The organism is Mumia sp. Pv4-285 (assembly GCF_041320275.1).
GTDB classification, from domain to species: domain Bacteria; phylum Actinomycetota; class Actinomycetes; order Propionibacteriales; family Nocardioidaceae; genus Mumia; species Mumia qirimensis.
The window spans coordinates 4,350,611-4,369,097 of sequence record NZ_CP162023.1; the positions used below are offsets into that span (position 1 = coordinate 4,350,611).

Consider the following 18,487-nt stretch of genomic DNA (forward strand, 5'->3'; position numbering starts at 1 on the left):
TCAGTACGACTTCGGGAGGCCGAGCGAGAACTGCGCGATGAAGTTGAGCACCATCTCGCGGCTCACCGGTGCGATGCGCGACAGGCGCGAGCCTGCCAGCATCTGCACCAGCCCGTACTCCTCGGCGAGCCCGTTGCCGCCGTGGGTCTGGATCGCCCGGTCGACGGCCGTGCAGACGACCTCGCCTGCGGCGTACTTCGCCATGTTCGCCGCCTCCCCGGCAGCCATGTGGTCGCCGGCCGCATACAGCGCCGCGGCCTTCTGCGTCATCAGCCGCGCGAGCTCGATCTCGATGTGCGTCTGCGCCAACGGGTGGGCGACGGCCTGGTGGGCGCCGATCGGCGCCTTCCACACCTGGCGCGTCTTCGCGTACTCGGTGGCGAGCTCCAGGGCGAGACGTGCCGTGCCCGTCGCGAACGACGCCGCCATGATCCGCTCGGGGTTGAGCCCTGCGAAGAGCTGCTCGATCCCGGCGTCCTCGCTCCCGATCAGCGCATCGGACGGGAGCGCGACGTCGTCGAAGAACAGCGTGAACTGCTTCTCGGGGCTGACGATCCCCATCGGGATCTCCTGCCAGGTGAACCCGGGGGTGTCGGTCGGGACCAGGAAGAGCGCGGGCTTGAGATTGCCGGTCTTGTGGTCCTCGGTGCGCGCGACCACCAGGACGTGGCTGGCCTCGTCGACCCCCGAGATGTAGGTCTTGCCGCCGGAGAGGCGCCAGCCGCCGTCCTCCTGGCGGTACGCCGTCGTGATGATCTTGTGCGAGTTGGATCCGGCGTCGGGCTCGGTGATGGAGAACGCGAACGTACTCGTGCCGTCGGCGAGGCCGGGCAGCCAGCGCTGCTTCTGCTCGGCAGTGCCGTACTGGGCGATGATCGTGCCGACGATCGCCGGCGAGACCACCATCAGGAGCAGCGGGCAGCCTGCGGCGGCCAGCTCCTCGCACACCGCGGCGAGGTCACCGATCTCACCGCCACCGCCGCCGAACTCCTCAGGCACGGCGACCCCGAGGTAGCCGAGCTTGCCGGCCTCCTCCCACAGCTCGCTCGTCTTGCGACCCTCGCGGTACGCCGCGTTGAAGTAGTCCCGGCCGTACTTGCGGCCCAGGTCGGCGACCGCCTTGCGGAGGGCGCGACGCTCCTCGGTCTCGGCGAATGCGGTGGTCATGCGTTCTCTCCTTCGTCGGTGCCATCTTCGTCGGTGCCGGCCTCGATCACGGCGAGCACCGCGCCGGACTCCACCTGGGAGCCTGCGGCGACCGCGAGCTCGGTGACGACGCCGTCGGTCGGCGCCGTGATGGTGTGCTGCATCTTCATGGCCTCGAGGACGACGACCACGTCGCCCTGCGAGACGGACTGACCCGCATGCACGCCCACCGAGACGACCGATCCGGGCATCGGCGCGAGCAGGGAGCCCGCGACGACCTGGTCGGCCGGGTCGGTGAACCGCGGGACCACGGCGAGGTCGAGCGGTCCCTCGGGGCCGTCGACGTCGACGGTCGCGCCGTGCACCGCCACGGCGTACGCCCGTGCGACGCCGTCACGCTCCAGCACGACGTGATCCGCCGCGACCGAGGTCGCGACCGGGGCGGCGACGTCGTCCGCCTGCGGTTGCGGCGTGAGCCGACCGACCACCGACGCGTACGCGGCCGTGACCTCCGCTCCTCGCACCTCGTACGTCACCGTGTGCGGTTGGCTCGCGACGTTGCGGTAGCCCGCGGGGATCCGGGACAGGACCTTCGCCGACTCCGAGGCCGCCGTTGCCGAGGCGAGAGCCGCGGCGGTCGCGTAGTCCGCCACAGCGGCAGTCCCCGCGCGAGGAGCGGACCATGCGTCGATCCGCTCCTCCAGCAGGAGGGTGCTGAGCTCGCCGGCCACGAACTCCGGTGCGCCGAGGATGCCGTGCAGGAGGTCGAGGTTCGTGGTGACGCCGTGGAACCGCGTCCGGCCGAGCGCACCCCTCAGCGTCCGGATCGCCGACGCGCGGTCGGGCCCGTACGCGATCACCTTGGCGAGCATCGCGTCGTAGTGGATCCCGACCTCGCTGCCCGCCTCGACGCCGGAGTCCAGACGCAGGCCGTACGACGTCGGCCCGGTGAACTGCGCGACCGACCCGGGCAGGTCGAAGGCGCGCACGGTGCCGGTCTGCGGCGAGAAGTCGTCCGCGGCGTCCTCGGCGTACAGACGGACCTCGATCGCGTGGCCCCGGGGTGCAGGCGGCTCGGACAGGCCGGTCACCTCCTGGAGCGACCGGCCCTCCGCAACGGCCAGCTGGAGTGCGACCAGGTCGAGGCCGGTGACGGCCTCGGTGACCGGGTGCTCGACCTGGAGCCGCGTGTTCATCTCGAGGAAGGAGATGAGCGCGGGTCGCTCGTCTCGTTCCTCGACGCTGCGCCCATGCTCGTCTCGTTCCTCGACGCTGCGCCCATGCTCGTCTCGTTCCTCGACGAGGAACTCCACCGTCCCCGCGCCGGTGTAGCCGACCTGCTTCACGAGCGAGCGTGCCGCGTCGTGCAGCGCCGTACGGGTCGCGTCCGACAACCCCGGTGCGGGGGCCTCCTCGACCACCTTCTGGTGACGCCGCTGGAGGGAGCAGTCGCGGTCTCCGAGCACCCAGCACGTGCCGTGCGCGTCGGCCATCACCTGCACCTCGACGTGCCGCGCGTGCTCGAGGTAGTGCTCCACGAACACCGTCGTGTCGCCGAACGCCGACCCGGCCTCGGCGGCTGCCTGCTCCAGCGCCGCCGGGAGCGCGGCGAGATCGCGCACGACCCGCATGCCGCGACCACCACCGCCCGAGGACGCCTTCACGACGAGCGGGAGGTCCGACGTCGTCATGGCCTCCGGCTCCAGGAGTCCGGCGACCGGACCACCGGCTGAGGCCATCAGCTCCTTGGAACGCACCTTCGACCCCATCGCGGAGATCGCCTCCGGGTCCGGCCCGATCCAGACGAGCCCGGCGTCGCGTACGGCCGCCGCGAACTCCGCGTTCTCCGACAAGAACCCGTACCCGGGGTGGATCGCGTCCGCGCCGGACGCCTGTGCCGCCGCGATGACGAGGTCACCGCGCAGGTACGTCTCGCCTGGCGCGTTGCCGGGAAGGCGTACGGCGGCATCGGCGTCGCGCACGAAGGGTGCGTCCGCGTCCGCGTCGGAGTGCACCGCGACCGTCTCGATGCCGAGCGCGCGGCAGGTGGCGAACACCCGCCGGGCGATCTCGCCCCGGTTCGCCACGAGCACCTTCTGAATCATCTGTCGTCCTTCGCTCGTCGCGCTCACAGTCGGAACACCCCGTAGCCGCGGGCGCCCTCGACGGGCGCGTTCGCGATCGCGCTCAGGCAGATGCCGAGCACGGTGCGGGTGTCGCGCGGGTCGATGACACCGTCGTCGTAGAGCAGCCCGGACGTGAAGTACGCCAGCGACTGCTCCTCGATCTGCTTCTCGATGAACGCGCGCATCTGCTTGTCGCCGTCCTCGTCGTACGGCTGTCCCTTCGCCTCGGCGGCGCCGCGGGCGACGATCGAGATGACACCCGCGAGCTGCGCCGGACCCATCACCGCCGACTTCGCGTTGGGCCAGCTGAACATGAAGCGCGGGTCGTACGCTCGGCCGCTCATGCCGTAGTGGCCGGCGCCGTACGAGGCGCCGATCACGATGGAGATGTGCGGCACGGTCGAGTTGGAGACCGCGTTGATCATCTGCGCGCCGTGCTTGATGATGCCGCCCTGCTCGTACTCCGCGCCGACCATGTAGCCGGTCGTGTTGTGCAGGAATAGCAGCGGCGTGTCCGTCTGGTTGGCGAGCTGGATGAACTGGGTCGCCTTCTGCGCCTCCTCACTGAACAGCACGCCCTGCGCGTTCGCGAGGATGCCGATCGGACGGCCGTGCACCGAGGCGAACCCGGTGACCAGCGAGGAGCCGTACAGCGGCTTGAACTCGTCGAAGCCCGACGTGCCGTCCGGACCGCCGTCGACGATGCGCAGGATCACCTCCCGCGGGTCGAAGGGGACCTTGAGGTCCGACGGCACCAGGTCGAGCAGCTCGTCGGCGTCGAAGCCGGGCTCGTCGTACGAGGCAGCCGCGTCGGGACCGTGCTTACGCCAGTTGAGGCGTCGCACGATCTGGCGACCGAGGCGGATCGCGTCGTACTCGTCGACGGCGAGGTAGTCGGCGAGGCCCGACGTCCGGGCGTGCATCTCGGCGCCGCCGAGCGACTCGTCGTCGGACTCCTCGCCGGTCGCCATCTTCACCAGCGGCGGACCACCGAGGAAGACCTTCGCGCCTTCCTTCACCATGACGACGTAGTCGCTCATGCCGGGCACGTACGCACCGCCGGCGGTCGAGTTGCCGAACACCAGCGCCACCGTCGGCACGCGGGCCGCGCTCGAGCGCGTGATGTTGCGGAACGTCGCGCCGCCAGGGATGAAGATGTCCTTCTGCGTCGGGAGATCGGCGCCGCCGGACTCGACCAGGTTGATCGTGGGCAGCCGGTTCTCGGCAGCGATCTGCGCCGCGCGCAGGCCCTTCTTCACCGTGAGGGGATTGCTCGACCCGCCCTTCACGGTCGGGTCGTTGGCGATGATCATGCACTCGACGCCTTCGACGACGCCGATGCCGGTGACGAGCGACCCGCCGACGGGGAAGTCGGTCCCCCACGCCGCGAGCGTGGAGAGCTCGAGGAACGGTGCACCCTCGTCGAGCAGGAGCTCGATCCGCTCACGCGCGAGCAGCTTGCCGCGGGCGTGGTGGCGATCGATGTAGCGCTGCCCTCCGCCCGCCAGCGCCTTCGCGTGCTGCTCGGCGAGGTCGGCGATCTTCGCCAGCATCGCCTCCCGGTTGGTCGGCGGTGCGTCGCCGGTGGTCGGAGCGGCGTCTGCCGCGGTCGTGGTCATGCGGGTTCCTCCAAGGTGAGCTCGACCGGCCGGCCGAGGTAGCGCGAGAATCGGTCGGCCGCGTACGCGAACCGGTCGCGTACGTCGGCCGGTGTGCGGACGAGCATGGTGAGGGTGAGCCGGACCGGGTCGGCCCTGCGCTGGGGCTTCGGCCACTTCCACCCACCGACGACGCGACCGTCCTCGACGGCGAGGCCCCAGAAGAAGATGCCCTCGATGGGTTCACGGGCGTACTCGGCGCTGGCGTCGACGGCCTGGCGGTTCTTGTAGGCGATGAGGTACTCGTCGTACGGCGGCAGCAGGTGGCTGCCCAGCCCCCCGCTGGTCGAGGCGTCCGCCCCACCCCCGCTGGTCGAGGCGACGGAGTCGATCGAGACCCCCCAGTACGTCAGCCCTTCCCGCTCGTACGACTCCGCACCGCACGCCTCGTATCCCCTCCGGGCGTCACCGACGGTGATGCCGCCCCACCAGGAGAGGTCGTGCGGCGTCGCAGGACCGTGGCCCTGCAGATAGCGCTCAGCCAGTCGCGCCACGGCCTCGTCGTGGTCCAGCGGGTCCGAGGCGGGAACGCGGTCGTCGAACGCGGCGAAGGTCTGCTGCTTGCCCTGCGGGGCTCCGCTGATCGCGACCCGGTCGAGCTCGGCGCTGAGGGTGATGAACCCGATCCGCTTTGCCGCGTCGATCCCGCGCTGCTCCAGCCGCTCGGCGAGGTCCTTGCGGGTGAGGTGCTCGCCGTCACCGAGCGCCTCCGCCACCGCGTCGTTGACCCGCGCACGCTCCGCGGGCTCGTCGAGCCCTGTCGCACGCCACGCCGACGCCATCGTGCGGATGATCCGCGGCCCGGTCAGCTCGAGCATCCAGCGCGCATCGGCGGGACGGACGAAGTGCCACGTCGGACGCAGGACGTGCGTCCGAAGGATCTCGCCGGACGCGACGAGGCTCTCGACGTCGGCCGCCGTGACCTCCCCGGCGGAGCGCTGGGCGAGCGCCCAGCCGGCGTCGACGTACTCCTGCGCCTGCACCGCGCCCAACTTCGCGACCACGTCGACCGGGCTCGCGAACGGCTCGCCGACCAGGCGCTGCCGTCTCATGCGCTCGACGCGCAGCGGCGCCCAGTCGCCGTCGGAGGGTTCGGTGTAGGTCGCGACCATCAGAACCCCAGGATCTTCGCGATCAGATCGTTCATGACCTCGGTGGCGCCGCCGCCGATGCCGAGGATGCGGGAGTCGCGGTAGTGGCGCTCGACCTCGGACTCCCGCATGTAGCCCATCCCGCCGTGGATCTGCACGGCCTCGTCCACGACGAAGTCGCACGCAGCCACGGCGTCGTTCTTCGCGACCGCGGCGTCGGCGGCGAGCCGCATCGGATCGATGCCGCTCTCCCCCGCGGTGGCTGCGGCGGCGCGCGCTTGTTCCGATGCGAGCGCGGCGCGCTCGACAACCTGGCGGGTGTACGCCCGCGCCGTCACGGTCGCGCGGTGCATCTCCACCAGCTTGTGCCGGATGACCTGACGTCCCGCGAGGGGCCGGCCGAACGTCTCCCGCTCCCGGGCGTACGCCACCGTGAGGTCGAGCGAGCGCTGCGCCGTCGCGTACGCCTGGACCGCGAGGCTCAGGCGCTCGTTGACGAACTGCTGCATGACGAGGACGAAGCCGCCGTTCTCCTCGCCCACGAGGTTGGCGACGGGCACGCGTGCGTCGTCGAACGCCAGCTCGGCGGTGTCGGAGCAGTGCCAGCCCATCTTGCGCAGCGGGCTCGCGACGGTGAAGCCGGGCGTTCCCTTGTCGACGACGAGGAGGGAGATCCCGCCGTAGCCGTCACCGCCGGTACGCACCGCCGTCGTCACGAAGTCGGCGCGCACCCCGGACGTGATGAAGGTCTTGGCGCCGTTGACGACGTACGTGTCGCCGTCGCGCACCGCACGGGTCCGCAGGTTCGCGACGTCGGAGCCGCCACCGGGCTCGGTGACCCCGAGCGAGCCGATCTTCTCGCCGGCGAGGGTCGGGCGGACGTACCGCTCGACCAACGACGCGCTCTGCTCGGTGGGGTTCGCGCCGTGCGCCTCCACGCTCTGCTCATTTCGGGCTGCCGCCACGATGTGGGGCAGCGCGATGCCGTGCGTGTAGAGGGCGGCGATGAGGCCCGACGATCCGCCGGACTCGATGATCGCCTCGGTCACGACGGAGATGTCGACGACGTCACCGCCCTCGCCGCCGACGTCCTCGGGGAAGCCGATCCCGAGCAGTCCTGCCGCGGCCGCCGCCTTGTGCAGCGTGCGGGGGATCTCGCCCTCGTCCTCCCAGCGCGGGAGGTTGTCGAGGACCTCCGTGCGGACGAAGCGCGTCACGGACTCGCGCAGCGCCGTACGCTCCGGGGTCGACCACGCGTCGTACGGTGCCGTCATCGCGACTCCTCGACCAGCTCAGCCGGAACGATCGCCGCGGGGACGTCGGCGACGCGTGCGCGGAGCCACTCGCCGAGCGCCTTCGCCTGCGGGTCGAACCGGGTCGACGCGGCCACGCCGTCGCCGAGGAACCCGTGCAGCACGACGTTGACCGCGCGGAGGTTCGGCAGCGGATGGATCTCGAGGTCCAGGTCGGCGGCCTCGGGCAGCAGCGTGCGTACGCCGGCGTCGTCGAGGAGGTCGACCAGCCACGCGTAGGCGGCGCCGGGATCGGCCGCGTCGCTGCGCACCCACACGCCGACGTTCGCGTCACCACCCTTGTCGCCGCTGCGGGCGTGCACGAGCCGCCCGATCGGAACCCTTCGCGCGCCACTTTCTGAGGGCTCGCGAGCCATTTCCTGTGCCGATGCGTCTCGCGCACCCGCGCGAACCGGCTCGCGAACGCCCGCAGAGTGGCTCGCGAGCGTGGGAGGGGGTGCGATCTCGGTGCGCGTGCCGTCGGCGAGGACGACGGTGTGCGGCACCAGCTCCTGCGCGACGTATCCCGGCGTGTAGACCCCGTACGGCGTGCCGGCCGCCGGCGGTCGGGTGACGGTGAAGCCCGGGTACGAGGCAAGCGCAAGCTCGATCGCCGCCGACGAGAACGAGCGCCCGACGGGATCGGGCGACGGGTCCTTGACGTGGCACCGCAGCAGGGCGGTCGCGCGGCCCTGCGTGTCAGGGTCGGGCACGTCGGTGCGGTCGAGCTGCCACTCCACCTCGGCCGGCACCCCGGCGGGCGAGTCGGCGAGGGCGTCCTCGACCTGGGCGCGTACGAGCGCTGCCTTCGCCTCGATGTCGAGACCGGTGAGGACGAGCTCGACGCTGTTGCGGAAGCCTCCGAACGCGTTGAGCGCGACCTTGGTGGTCGCCGGCGGGGCGGACCCGCGGACCCCGGAGACGGCCACGCGGTCGGGTCCGACCTGCTCGAGGGCTACCGAGTCGAGGTGTGCGACGACGTCGGGCCCGGCGTACGCAGGTCCGGCGATCTCGTAGACGAGCTGGGCGGTGACGGTGTCGACCGTGACCACGCCGCCGGTGCCGTCGTGCTTGGTGATGACGCTGCCGCCGTCCGCGCCGACCTCCGCGATCGGGAAGCCGGGGTGCAGCATCACCTTGGGGTCGATCTCGGCGAAGCCGGCGAAGTTGCCACCGGTGGCTTGCGTCCCGCACTCGATCACGTGCCCGGCGACGACGGCGCCGGCCAGCTGGTCGAAGTCCTCGCGCCCCCATCCGTAGGCGTGGATCGCGGGACCGACCACGACGGACGCATCGGTGACGCGCCCGGTGACGACGATGTCGGCACCGGCGTCCAGGGCGGCGGCGATGCCGAACGCCCCGAGGTACGCGTTGGCGGTCAGGGGCTGCTGACCGGCGTGACCGACCAGACCGAGCTCCGCGGCGCGCGGACGGAGGTCGTCCCCCTCCACGTGGGCGACCACGACGTCCACGCCCTGCTCGGCGGCGATCTCGCGGAGCTTCGCCGCGAGACCTGCGGGGTTGAGGCCGCCCGCGTTGGTGACGATGCGGACTCCGCGCTCCTTGGCGAATCCCATGCACTCGGTCATCTGCTTGACGAACGTCTTCGCATAGCCGAGCGACGGGTCCTTCATCCGGTCACGCCCGAGGATCAGCATCGTGAGCTCGGCGAGGTAGTCGCCCGTGAGGTAGTCGAGGTCTCCTTCGGCCAGCATCTCGCGCATGGCGGCGAGACGGTCGCCGTAGAACCCGGAGCAGTTGCCGATGCGGATCATGCGGCACCGCCCTGTCGGGACGCGACCGGCTTGGGGTCTGGGCCGGGCAGACCGGCGAAGGCCTGAACGAGGTCGAGGTACTCGTCGGCGGCGGCGCCGTGCGCCGTCACGTCGACGTCGGCACGGACCCGGCGGCGGGTCGCGAGGAGCGCGAAGTCGTAGCCGTCGCCGGTCACCTTGTCGGCCGCGTCCTCCGGGCCGAAGGCCCACACGTCACCGTCGGGCCCGAGCAGCTCGACGCGGATCGGCGTCGTCGGGACGTCGCGCCCACGGACGAGGTACGCGAACCCGCGCGTGCGGTATCCGAGGTTGGCGACGTGCTTCGCGCGCGCGTCCCTCGGGAGGTCGGTCCCGAGCGCCTCGGCGACGTCGCGGCTGTGCGCCCACGTCTCCATCAGGCGGGCGGTAGCCATCGATGCCGGACTCATCGGCGGCCCGAACCAGGCGATCTTCTCGCCGCGGGGCACGGCTCGGAGCGCGTCGGCCAGACGCGTACGTCCGTCGCGCCAGGCCGCGAGCAGAACGACGGGCCCGAGCGCGGCGAGGCGCTCGGCCTCGGCGTCGACGAAGCCGGTCGGGTTGGCGGCGGCGTTCTTCATCAGCTGTCCGAACGCCTCCCCGCCCTCGATGGCGGCGAGCGACGCGTCGTCGGTCCAGTGCAGGTGCGCGACCTGGTGCGCGATCGTCCACCCCTCGGCCGGCGTCGGGCGCGCCCAGCCAGCCTCGTCGAGGGCGGCGACGAGCGCGTCGAGCTGGGCCGACTCCGCGGCGAGGTCGGCGAGGACCGACTCGAGCACCGCGTTGCGGTCGGACGTGGGGTCGGGTGATGCGGTGGTCATTCAGCGCTCCAGCTCGGTGTCGAGGGTGTCGGCCCAGGTGTCGAGGATCGAGGCCCGACGTGCGGTGTCGTCGGTGAGGGACGCCGCGAGACCGAGGCCTCGGGCGAGGTCGAGCGTGGCTTGGACGAGCTGCCGGTTGCGGCCGCGGGAGTCGTCGATGCCCAAGAGCTCGACCGCATAGGCGTGCGTCTCGCGCCCGATCCGTCGCTCGAGCGGCGCGACGGCCTCGCGGAGCTCGTCGTCGGTGCGGGCGGCGACCCACAGCTCGAGCGCGGCGAAGAACACCGGGGAGACGAACTGGGCGGTCAGCGCCTCGAGGACGGCGCGGGTGCGTCCCTCCTCCGGGAGGTTGGCGACCGACTGCGCCATCTCGTCGCGACGGAGCTCGGTGAGGTGCTCGACGGCGGCGATCACGAGCGCCTGCTTGCTCGGGAAGTGGTGCAGCTGCGCGCCACGCGAGACGCCGGCGCGGTGCGAGACGACGGTGGTGCTGGTGCCGGACCAGCCGAGCTCGACCAGCGAGTCGACGGTGGCTTCCAGCAGGCGCTGGCGCATCAGCCTGCTGCGTTCCCCCTGGGGGGTGCGGATGGTCGAGGTCACCCCTGAATCATCACCCCGCAACTAACAAACAGTCAACCCTGTCTTTTTGTCCGAGCACTCGTGCCACGCCCCCGAATCGGTTCGCCGCCGCCCGCTCGGCGCCCCTACGCTGTGCCGGTGCGCATCACGTCGTTGCACCTCTACCCCGTCAAGTCCGCGGCCGTCCTGGACGTCGCGGAGGCGTCCATGGAGCCGTGGGGCCTGGCCGGCGACCGCCGCTGGCTGGTCGTCGACCCGCTCGGCAACAAGGTCGACCCCCTCCGGCACCCGCGGATCCTCACCGTGCGCCCGACGCCGATCGACGGCGGTCTCCGCCTGTCCTCCTCCGGCCACCCCGACCTCGATGTCGAAGCACCCGTGACCGGCCCCCGCATCCGGATCGGGCTCTCACGCCAGTCCGAGCTCCGGTACGCCGGCCCGACGGCGGCGACCTGGCTCTCCGCGGTCGTCGGCGCCGACCTCCGCCTCGCGTGGCAGGACGACCCGCGCGCACGCAGCGTCTCCAGCAAGCACGGCGGCGCACCTGGTGACGTTCTCTCGTTGGCCGACGCGGCCCCGATCCTGCTGACGACCACGTCGTCGCTCGACCGCCTCAACGCGCTCATCGCGGACGGGCCCGAGCCCACGCCGCTGCCGATGGACCGCTTCCGTCCGAACGTGGTCGTCGACGGCGACCTCGCGCCGTTCGTCGAGGACCGGTGGCGTTCGGTCCGGCTGGGCGAGGTCGAGCTCCGGTTCACCGAGCTCTGTGACCGGTGCGCGATCACGACGATCGACATGCAGACGCTGCGGCGCGGCAAGGAGCCGGTCCGCACCCTCGCCGCGCACCGCAGGTGGGACGGCCAGACGTGGTTCGGCGTCCGCCTGCTCCCGATCGGACGCGGCACGCTCCGCGTCGGCGATCCGGTCGAGGTCGTCGCGACGTCCTGACGTCACCTTCCGCACCGCCTGGCGACGGAGGCGACCGTCTGTCGCGTCCCCGCGACCGTTCGTCGACACGCCCGGTGTCGTCGTGGACCCACGACGACGCGCGCTGGCAGCGTGTGTGACCGCAGTCACACGGGTACGGGTCTGGTGCGTCGCGTGCGACCGCACGCCGCGCGCCCCCGCGAGGGCCGAGACCGAAAGGCAGTCAGATGACCTCTGAACCTCCTCCCACGGTCGAGGATCCGACCGTGCACGAGACACCGCCACCGGCGAACAAGCCGCTGCTGGCGCTCGCCTCGGTCCTCCTCGCGATCCCGGTGATCGCGCTGCTGTGGGTCGACTCGTACGCCCGTGAGGACCCGAAGCTCGGACCGTGGCCGTTCTTCTTCTGGTACCAGTTCCTGTGGGTATTCATCACCGCCGCGCTGACGTACACCTCGTACCGGATCGTTCTCGTCGCCCGCCCGCACCGTCCGATGACCAACGCTCCGGGTCAGCACATCGGTGACGTGCAGGACGCCGACCTCTTCGACGGCGACCCCTGGGACGCCGAAGATCCGGGGCCGGACGGACAGGCGAGGCACCGCGGCACCGAGGAGGGCGACCGATGAGCGAATCCCTTCGGGACGCCCTTGCGAGCTCGGGCTCCTCAGACCAGATCAACGGGGTCGGCGTGACCGTCCTCATCCTGCTGTTCGCGCTGGTCACGGTGATGGGGTTCTACGCCTCACGCTGGCGCCGCCCACCGTCGATGGAGTCGCTCGACGAGTGGGGCCTCGGCGGCCGCAAGTTCGGCACCTGGGTGACCTGGTTCCTGCTCGGTGGCGACCTCTACACCGCGTACACCTTCGTGGCCGTCCCTGCCGCGATGTTCGCGACGGGTGCGGTCGCAGGCTTCTTCGCGGTGCCGTACACGATCGTGCTCTACCCGATCATCTTCGTCTTCATGGCGCGGTTGTGGTCGGTCAGCCACCGGCACGGGTACGTGACCCCGGCCGACTTCGTCCGCGGGCGCTACACGAGCCGCGGCCTCGCCCTCGCGGTCGCGCTCACGGGATTCATCGCGACCATGCCGTACATCGCCCTGCAGCTCGTCGGCATCCAAGCCGTGCTCGAGGTGGCCGGTCTCGGCGGCGGCTCCAACTGGCTGGCGAAGGACGCACCGCTGTTCATCGCGTTCGCGCTGCTCGCCGCGTACACGTACTCCTCGGGCCTGCGGGCGCCGGCGGTGATCGCGTTCGTCAAGGACACGTTGATCTACCTCGTCATCATCGTCGCGATCATCTACCTGCCCTCGCAGGTCGGCGGCTGGGACGCGATCTTCGGCGCCGCCGAGGAGAAGATGACCGCGCCGAACCCGGCGACGGGTGCGCCGACCGGCTCGTTCATCCCGACCGGGATCGATGCCCACTGGGCCTACGCGACGCTCGCGCTCGGCTCGGCGTTGGCGCTGTTCATGTATCCGCACTCGATCACCGCGACGCTCTCGAGCCAGAGCCGCAACACGATCCGGCGCAACGCGTCGATCCTGCCGGCGTACTCGTTCATCCTGGGCCTGCTCGCGCTCCTCGGATGGGTCGCGATCGCCGCCGGGACGCAGCCCGTCGGGCTCGACGGCGAGCCGAACGCGCAGCTGGTGATCCCGCAGCTGTTCGAGGACATGTTCCCGTCGTGGTTCGCGGGAGTGGCGTGGGCCGCGATCGCGATCGGCGCACTGGTGCCGGCCGCGATCATGTCGATCGCCGCAGCGAACACGTTCACGCGCAACGTGTACAAGGAGTTCATCAAGCCGCACGCGACACCCAAGCAGGAGGCGCAGGTCTCCAAGCTCGCGTCGCTCGTCGTGAAGGTCTTCGCGCTGCTGTTCGTGCTGACGCTCGACAAGCAGAACGCGATCAACTTCCAGCTGCTCGGCGGCATCTGGATCCTGCAGACGCTCCCGGCCATCGTGTTCAGCCTCTACACCAAGTGGTTCCACCGCTGGGGCCTGCTCGTCGGCTGGGCGGTCGGCATGGTCTACGGCACGATCAGCGCGTACGACGTGATCAACCCGGTCACCGGCAAGCACTTCGGCGGCTCGCTCGCCGACATCCCGGTCATCGGCCACCTCGGCTACATCGCGCTGACGGCCTTCGTCATCAACATCGCCGTCGCTGCCCTCATCACCGTCGCCCTGCGGGCCGGGAAGGTCTCGAACGGGGGTGACGAGACGATCGCCGGCGACTACTTCGCGGACTCCGGGGACCCCCGGGTGATGCAGAAGCTCCCCGAGGTCGGCGAGGCGCCGAAGCCCGCAGGCGGGTCGCCGACCACGTGACCGCGCCGGTCGGGTCCGATCGGCCTAGCGTGGGCGCATGACCACCATCGCTGTCATCGGCGCCACCGGGTTCGCGGGCGGCGCGATCGTGTCGGAGGCGCTCGCGCGCGGCTTCGACGTGGTCGCCGCCGCGCGCGACACCGCCTCCATCGGTCCGGCCGACCACCAGACGACCCGCGACGGCGACGTGTACGACGCGGAGTTCGTCGACGGCCTCGCCCGAGACGCCGACGTCGTCGTGGTCGCGGTCCCCCACCACGGGCAGGACCGCGACCTCGTGGAGGCGGTCCCCGCCCTCGCCGAGGCCGTACGTCGTCACCACCGACGCCTCGGGTGGGTCGGTGGTGCCGGCTCGCTGCGCGTCGCCGAGGACGGGCCGATCCTGATGGAGACGCCGGACTTCCGCGAGGAGTGGAAGCCCGAGGCCAGGGCCGGCTATCGGGCTCTCGACGCGCTCACCCGGACCACCGAGGACGTGAGCTGGTTCTACGTCAGCCCCTCGGCGGCGTTCGGCCGGCTCGCCGACATCCCCGCGCGAGGCACCTACCGGCTCGGTGGCGACGTCCTCCTCACCGAGCCGGACGGCACCTCGTCCATCTCCGGACCGGACTTCGCGCAGGCGTTCGTCGACGAGATCGCGAGCCCGACCCACTACCGCGAGCGGTTCACCGTCGGCTACTGAGCGACCCGCTCCCGGCCTCCACTACGGTGGTCGCCGTGCCCGAGCGCGAGATCACCAGCGACGTCGCCCTCTGCCTCCCGAACGGGCGGCTCAACCCCGAGGCGGTCGGCTGGACCCGGCAGCCGCTGCACCGTGCGAACCTCCGCGGCTGGGGGCGTACGAAGCGGTGGGAGTACTGGGGAGTCGTCTCCGCGACCCATGCGATCGGCATCCAGGTGTCGTCGCTCGACTACGCGGCGGTGCACGGCCTGTACGTCCTCGACCGCGTGACGGGCGAGGAGTGGCGCACCGACGCGATCAGCCCGCTCGGACGCGGTGTCGCCCTGCCCGATCGTGCTGGTACGGGGCGGGTCGCCGCAGTCGCCCAGGACCTCACCGTCGACATCGTCCAACCCCAGAACGGCGAGCGTGGGGCGACGACGATCCGCGCGAGCGCGGCGCGTCTCTCGCTCGCGCTCCGCGTCGAGCAGCCCGAGGGCCACGAGTCGATGGGCGTCGTGGTCCGGTGGAGCGACCGCCGTTTCCAGTACACGGTCAAGGATCTGGCCCGACCGGTGAGCGGCATGCTCGCGATCGACGGGACGACGTACGAGATCGAGAAGGCGCACGCCGTGCTCGACCACGGTCGCGGCGTGTGGCCGTACCGGATGACCTGGAACTGGGGTGCAGGATCCGGAACCGGCGGCAACGCCGTCCAGCTCGGCGGCCGGTGGACCGACGGGACGGGCTCGACCGAGAACGCGATCCAGGTCGACGGCACGCTCCACAAGATCGGCGCGACCCTGAGCTGGTCGTACGACCGCGACGACTGGTCCGCGCCCTGGAGGGTCACCGGCGACGGCGTGGACGCCACGTTCCGTCCGGAGCACGTCCGGGTCGCGAAGACGGAGCTGCTCGTGCTCGGCAACGCCACGCACCAGGCGTTCGGGACCTGGTCGGGGACGGCACGCGGCGACGACGGGACGACGCTCGACCTCGACGGCCTGGTCGGCTGGGCCGAGGAGGCACGCAACCGCTGGTGACCGCGCGTCTGCGACGCGCTGCGTGGCCAGAACCGGCGCGAGACCTGCGGTGGAGCCGTTGCCTGGTTACGCTCCCCACAGCCGGCAGGGAAGTCGGTACGCCGGCGCGCCCGTCGGTGGGGAGAGCGGGGGCTCAGCGATGAACGACCACGAATCACCCGACGACGCCGTCTCGGGGCTGACGCTGGAGCAGAAGGCGTCCCTCACCTCGGGAAGCGACTTCTGGCACACCCAGGGCGTCGAGGACGCCGGCATCCCGTCGATCATGATGGTCGACGGACCGACCGGGCTGCGCAAGCAGGACGGTGAGCCGGGCGTCTCCATGGGCCTGCGGTCCAGCATCCCCGCGACCTGCTTCCCCACTGCCACCTCGCTCGGGTCGTCGTGGGACACCGACCTCGTGGAGCGCGTCGCCGCGGCGATCGCGCGCGAGGCGCGCGCCGAGGACGTCGCGATCGTGCTGGCCCCCGGCGTCAACATCAAGCGGTCGCCGCTGTGCGGACGCAACTTCGAGTACCTCTCCGAGGACCCCTACCTGTCGGGCGAGCTCGGCCTCGCGTTCGTGCGCGGACTCCAGTCCGAGGGCATCGGCGCCTCGATCAAGCACTTCGCCGCGAACAACGCCGAGACCGACCGGATGCGTGTCTCGGTCGACGCCGACGAGCGGACGCTGCACGAGATCTACCTCGCCGCGTTCGAACGGGTCGTGACCGACGGCGACCCGTGGACCGTCATGGCGTCGTACAACAAGATCAACGGCACGTACGCCACCGAGAACGCCTGGCTCCTGCGGGAGGTCCTGCGCGACACGTGGGGCTTCGACGGTGTCGTCGTGTCCGACTGGGGTGCCGTCCACGACCGCGTCGCAGCGCTCCTCGGGGGCACCGACCTCACGATGCCGCCGTTCGGTGACGACGACGCCGTCGTCGCTGCGGTCCGCGACGGGGCGCTCGACGAGCGCGTGCTGGACGAGGCCGTACGCCGGGTGCTGGCGCTGGTGGGTCGCGCCGAGGCTGTCGCGGGTAGCGAGGGCAGCGAAGGCGCCGAGACCAGCCATGACGATACGGCCCCCACCGACCAGCACCTTTCTCACCACGCTCTCGCGCGCGAAGCCGCAGCGTCGGGCGCGGTGCTGCTGAAGAACGAGCGCGTCGGCGGTGTACCCGTCCTGCCGCTCACCGACGCGACGCCGATCCTCGTCGTCGGCGAGCTCGCACGGACGCCGCGGTTCCAGGGCTCCGGCTCGTCGCGCGTGAACCCGACCCGCGTCGACGTGCCGCTCGACGCGCTGCGTGAGGCGACCGGGGTCGAGCTGGCGTTCGAGGCCGGCTACACCCTCGGCGGCACGCCCGAGGAGGACCGGGCGCTGCGGACCGCAGCCGTCGAGGCGGCGCACGGCGACCGCACCGTCGTGTGCTTCCTGGGACTTCCCGACGACTACGAGTCCGAGGGCTACGACCGGACCCACCTCGAGCTCCCGCCGGCCCAGGTCGAGCTCGTGCAGGAGCTGGCGTCGGCCAACCCGCGCGTGGTGGTCGTCCTCGCCAACGGCGGCATCGTCACACCCGTCGCCTGGTCGCGCGAGGTGCCCGCCCTGCTCGAGATGTGGCTCGGCGGGCAGGCTGCGGGCTCGGCCGCCGCCGACCTGGTCCTCGGACGCGCGGAGCCCACCGGGCGTCTCGCCGAGACAATCCCGTTCCGGCTCGAGGACACCCCGGCGTACATCGACTTCCCCGGCCACCTGGGACACTCCCGCTACGGCGAGGGCGTGTTCGTCGGCTACCGCTACTACGACGTCAAGCGCATCCCGCCGGCGTACCCGTTCGGGTTCGGGCTCGGCTACACGACCTTCTCGCAGGCCGATCTCGCGGTCGACGTCACCGGAGAGGGCGACGGCGTCCGCGCCACGGTGTCGGTGACCGTCACCAACACCGGTGCGCGACGCGGCACCGAGGTCGTCCAGGTCTACGTGTCGGACCTCGAGGCACCCGTCGCCCGCCCGGAGCGCGAGCTCAAGGGCTTCGCACGGGTCACCCTGGACCCCGGCGCCTCGGAGCGCGTGACGATCGAGCTGGGTCCTCGAGCCTTCGCCTTCTGGCATCCGGCGCTGCGCCGCTGGACGGTCGAACCAGGCATGTTCACGGTCTCGATCGGCGCCTCTTCCGCCGACCTGCGTCGCAGCGTCACCGTCGACGTGCGCGGCGACGTACCCCGGAGCCCGCTGACGGCCGAGTCCACGCTCGCCGAGTGGTTCGCCGACCCGGTCGGTGGCCCGCTCGTGGCGAAGGCGTTCGGCGGCAACGACGACGAGCCCAGCGCGACCGAGCAGGCGATGGCGGCCCAGGTCCCGCTGTCGACGCTCGCGGGGCTAGCCGGGTTCCCGCGGGCTCAGGTCGACGCGCTCGTGGAGCAGGCGGCCAACCCGCCCTCACCGGCCGCGGAGGAGTCCGACGCGCCGGTCGAGGCCGGAGCGACAGCGGAGGATCGAGACCCTACGCCCCGACCGGCTGACTGATCTCCGCACGCGTCGCACCCACCGCGTCGGCCAGAGCGTCGGCGTCGACGGTGATGCCGACGCCGTGCCCTCCGCCGCCGATCGAGATCTGTCCGGTGATCCCGCTGTCCATCACGACGGGCCATGCCGTCGTGCTGCCGAGCGGCGTGATGGTGCCCCGCTCGTACCCCGTCACGTCCTTGGCGGTTGCGGCGTCCGGCATCGACACCCGGTTGACGCCGAGCAGCGCACGTAGCCGCGGCCACGAGAACTCGCGGTCGCCCGGCACCATCACGAAGCGGTAGTCGCCGTCACTCACCCGCACGACCAGCGTCTTGACCAGAGCTCGCGGGGCGACGCCGCGTGCCTCGGCCGCCTCCTCGAGCGACCGAACCCGGCCGTGCCGGGTGACGGAGTGCTCGAGCCCGAGCGCCTCGGCGGCGGCGATCGCGCGGGCGGACTGGTCGGAGGAGTTCGGCGTGTCGCTCATGGTGACCATCGAAGCACCCCGGTGGTCG

15 protein-coding genes are annotated in these 18,487 nt (G+C 71.5%); 6 read left to right on the plus strand and 9 right to left on the minus strand.

The genetic code is table 11. The features are described 5' to 3' along the window. From AB3M34_RS20760 to AB3M34_RS20795, 8 genes are read right to left on the minus strand one after another with little or no spacing between them, the layout of a single operon-like run. On the minus strand, nucleotides 1-1,167 hold the full coding sequence (locus AB3M34_RS20760) for an acyl-CoA dehydrogenase family protein (protein WP_370616757.1): 1,167 nt from the start codon (nucleotides 1,165-1,167) through the stop codon (nucleotides 1-3). Then, nucleotides 1,164-3,251 carry a biotin carboxylase N-terminal domain-containing protein gene (locus AB3M34_RS20765; RefSeq protein WP_370616758.1) on the minus strand — a complete coding sequence of 696 codons (2,088 nt, stop codon included), beginning with the start codon at nucleotides 3,249-3,251 and terminating at the stop codon, nucleotides 1,164-1,166. Before AB3M34_RS20765 ends, AB3M34_RS20760 begins: the two co-directional genes overlap by 4 nt. 23 nt (nucleotides 3,252-3,274) lie before the next feature. Continuing rightward, nucleotides 3,275-4,891 carry an acyl-CoA carboxylase subunit beta gene (locus AB3M34_RS20770; RefSeq protein WP_370616759.1) on the minus strand — a complete coding sequence of 539 codons (1,617 nt, stop codon included), beginning with the start codon at nucleotides 4,889-4,891 and terminating at the stop codon, nucleotides 3,275-3,277. Next, nucleotides 4,888-6,042, minus strand: a complete 1,155-nt coding sequence (locus tag AB3M34_RS20775; protein ID WP_370616760.1) for a winged helix DNA-binding domain-containing protein — start codon at nucleotides 6,040-6,042, stop codon at nucleotides 4,888-4,890. Before AB3M34_RS20775 ends, AB3M34_RS20770 begins: the two co-directional genes overlap by 4 nt. Next, nucleotides 6,042-7,295: an acyl-CoA dehydrogenase family protein gene (locus AB3M34_RS20780; RefSeq protein WP_370616761.1), complete on the minus strand. Its 1,254-nt coding sequence runs from the start codon at nucleotides 7,293-7,295 to the stop codon at nucleotides 6,042-6,044. Before AB3M34_RS20780 ends, AB3M34_RS20775 begins: the two co-directional genes overlap by 1 nt. Further along, a complete protein-coding gene (locus tag AB3M34_RS20785; RefSeq protein WP_370616762.1) occupies nucleotides 7,292-9,088 on the minus strand; it encodes an acyclic terpene utilization AtuA family protein in 1,797 nt (598 codons plus the stop codon). Before AB3M34_RS20785 ends, AB3M34_RS20780 begins: the two co-directional genes overlap by 4 nt. After that, entirely contained in the window at nucleotides 9,085-9,927 is an 843-nt protein-coding gene (locus AB3M34_RS20790; RefSeq protein WP_370616763.1) for a TIGR03084 family metal-binding protein, read from the minus strand. The genes AB3M34_RS20785 and AB3M34_RS20790 overlap by 4 nt, the downstream gene beginning before the upstream one ends. Further along, nucleotides 9,928-10,527 (minus strand): TetR/AcrR family transcriptional regulator, encoded by a 600-nt coding sequence (locus AB3M34_RS20795; protein ID WP_370616764.1) that lies wholly within the window; start codon nucleotides 10,525-10,527, stop codon nucleotides 9,928-9,930. Between the two features lie 117 nt (nucleotides 10,528-10,644). Here AB3M34_RS20795 and AB3M34_RS20800 point away from each other — a divergent pair, with 117 nt between their 5' ends. The 6 genes from AB3M34_RS20800 (at nucleotide 10,645) to AB3M34_RS20825 (ending at nucleotide 17,990) form a co-directional block, all read left to right on the plus strand. Beyond that, entirely contained in the window at nucleotides 10,645-11,457 is an 813-nt protein-coding gene (locus AB3M34_RS20800; RefSeq protein ID WP_370616765.1) for an MOSC domain-containing protein, read from the plus strand. A 245-nt stretch (nucleotides 11,458-11,702) separates the two neighbouring features. Next, on the plus strand, nucleotides 11,703-12,065 hold the full coding sequence (locus AB3M34_RS20805) for a DUF3311 domain-containing protein (RefSeq protein ID WP_370616766.1): 363 nt from the start codon (nucleotides 11,703-11,705) through the stop codon (nucleotides 12,063-12,065). Continuing rightward, nucleotides 12,062-13,771, plus strand: a complete 1,710-nt coding sequence (gene mctP, locus AB3M34_RS20810) for a monocarboxylate uptake permease MctP (RefSeq protein ID WP_370616767.1) — start codon at nucleotides 12,062-12,064, stop codon at nucleotides 13,769-13,771. Before AB3M34_RS20805 ends, mctP begins: the two co-directional genes overlap by 4 nt. 37 nt (nucleotides 13,772-13,808) lie before the next feature. Beyond that, entirely contained in the window at nucleotides 13,809-14,453 is a 645-nt protein-coding gene (locus AB3M34_RS20815; protein WP_370616768.1) for an NAD(P)-dependent oxidoreductase, read from the plus strand. Nucleotides 14,454-14,488: 35 nt separating this feature from the next. Next, a complete protein-coding gene (locus AB3M34_RS20820) occupies nucleotides 14,489-15,475 on the plus strand; it encodes a DUF2804 domain-containing protein (RefSeq protein WP_370616769.1) in 987 nt (328 codons plus the stop codon). A gap of 139 nt (nucleotides 15,476-15,614) precedes the next feature. Continuing rightward, nucleotides 15,615-17,990, plus strand: a complete 2,376-nt coding sequence (locus AB3M34_RS20825) for a glycoside hydrolase family 3 C-terminal domain-containing protein (protein ID WP_370616770.1) — start codon at nucleotides 15,615-15,617, stop codon at nucleotides 17,988-17,990. On the opposite strand, the gene AB3M34_RS20830 is transcribed toward AB3M34_RS20825, so the two are convergent. Further along, complete coding sequence (locus AB3M34_RS20830) at nucleotides 17,968-18,459, minus strand: aminoacyl-tRNA deacylase (RefSeq protein ID WP_370616771.1); 492 nt, start codon at nucleotides 18,457-18,459, stop codon at nucleotides 17,968-17,970. The genes AB3M34_RS20825 and AB3M34_RS20830 overlap by 23 nt on opposite strands. Nucleotides 18,460-18,487 lie beyond the last annotated feature (28 nt).

Excerpts from the sequence above, each read along its gene's own strand:
- AB3M34_RS20760 (WP_370616757.1), bottom strand. The coding sequence starts at position 1,167 with ATGACCACCGCATTCGCCGAGACCGAGGAGCGTCGCGCCCTCCGCAAG.
- AB3M34_RS20765 (WP_370616758.1), bottom strand. The coding sequence starts at position 3,251 with ATGATTCAGAAGGTGCTCGTGGCGAACCGGGGCGAGATCGCCCGGCGG.
- AB3M34_RS20770 (WP_370616759.1), bottom strand. The coding sequence starts at position 4,891 with ATGACCACGACCGCGGCAGACGCCGCTCCGACCACCGGCGACGCACCG.
- AB3M34_RS20775 (WP_370616760.1), bottom strand. The coding sequence starts at position 6,042 with ATGGTCGCGACCTACACCGAACCCTCCGACGGCGACTGGGCGCCGCTG.
- AB3M34_RS20780 (WP_370616761.1), bottom strand. The coding sequence starts at position 7,295 with ATGACGGCACCGTACGACGCGTGGTCGACCCCGGAGCGTACGGCGCTG.
- AB3M34_RS20785 (WP_370616762.1), bottom strand. The coding sequence starts at position 9,088 with ATGATCCGCATCGGCAACTGCTCCGGGTTCTACGGCGACCGTCTCGCC.
- AB3M34_RS20790 (WP_370616763.1), bottom strand. The coding sequence starts at position 9,927 with ATGACCACCGCATCACCCGACCCCACGTCCGACCGCAACGCGGTGCTC.
- mctP (WP_370616767.1), top strand. The coding sequence starts at position 12,062 with ATGAGCGAATCCCTTCGGGACGCCCTTGCGAGCTCGGGCTCCTCAGAC.
- AB3M34_RS20815 (WP_370616768.1), top strand. The coding sequence starts at position 13,809 with ATGACCACCATCGCTGTCATCGGCGCCACCGGGTTCGCGGGCGGCGCG.
- AB3M34_RS20825 (WP_370616770.1), top strand. The coding sequence starts at position 15,615 with ATGAACGACCACGAATCACCCGACGACGCCGTCTCGGGGCTGACGCTG.
- AB3M34_RS20830 (WP_370616771.1), bottom strand. The coding sequence starts at position 18,459 with ATGAGCGACACGCCGAACTCCTCCGACCAGTCCGCCCGCGCGATCGCC.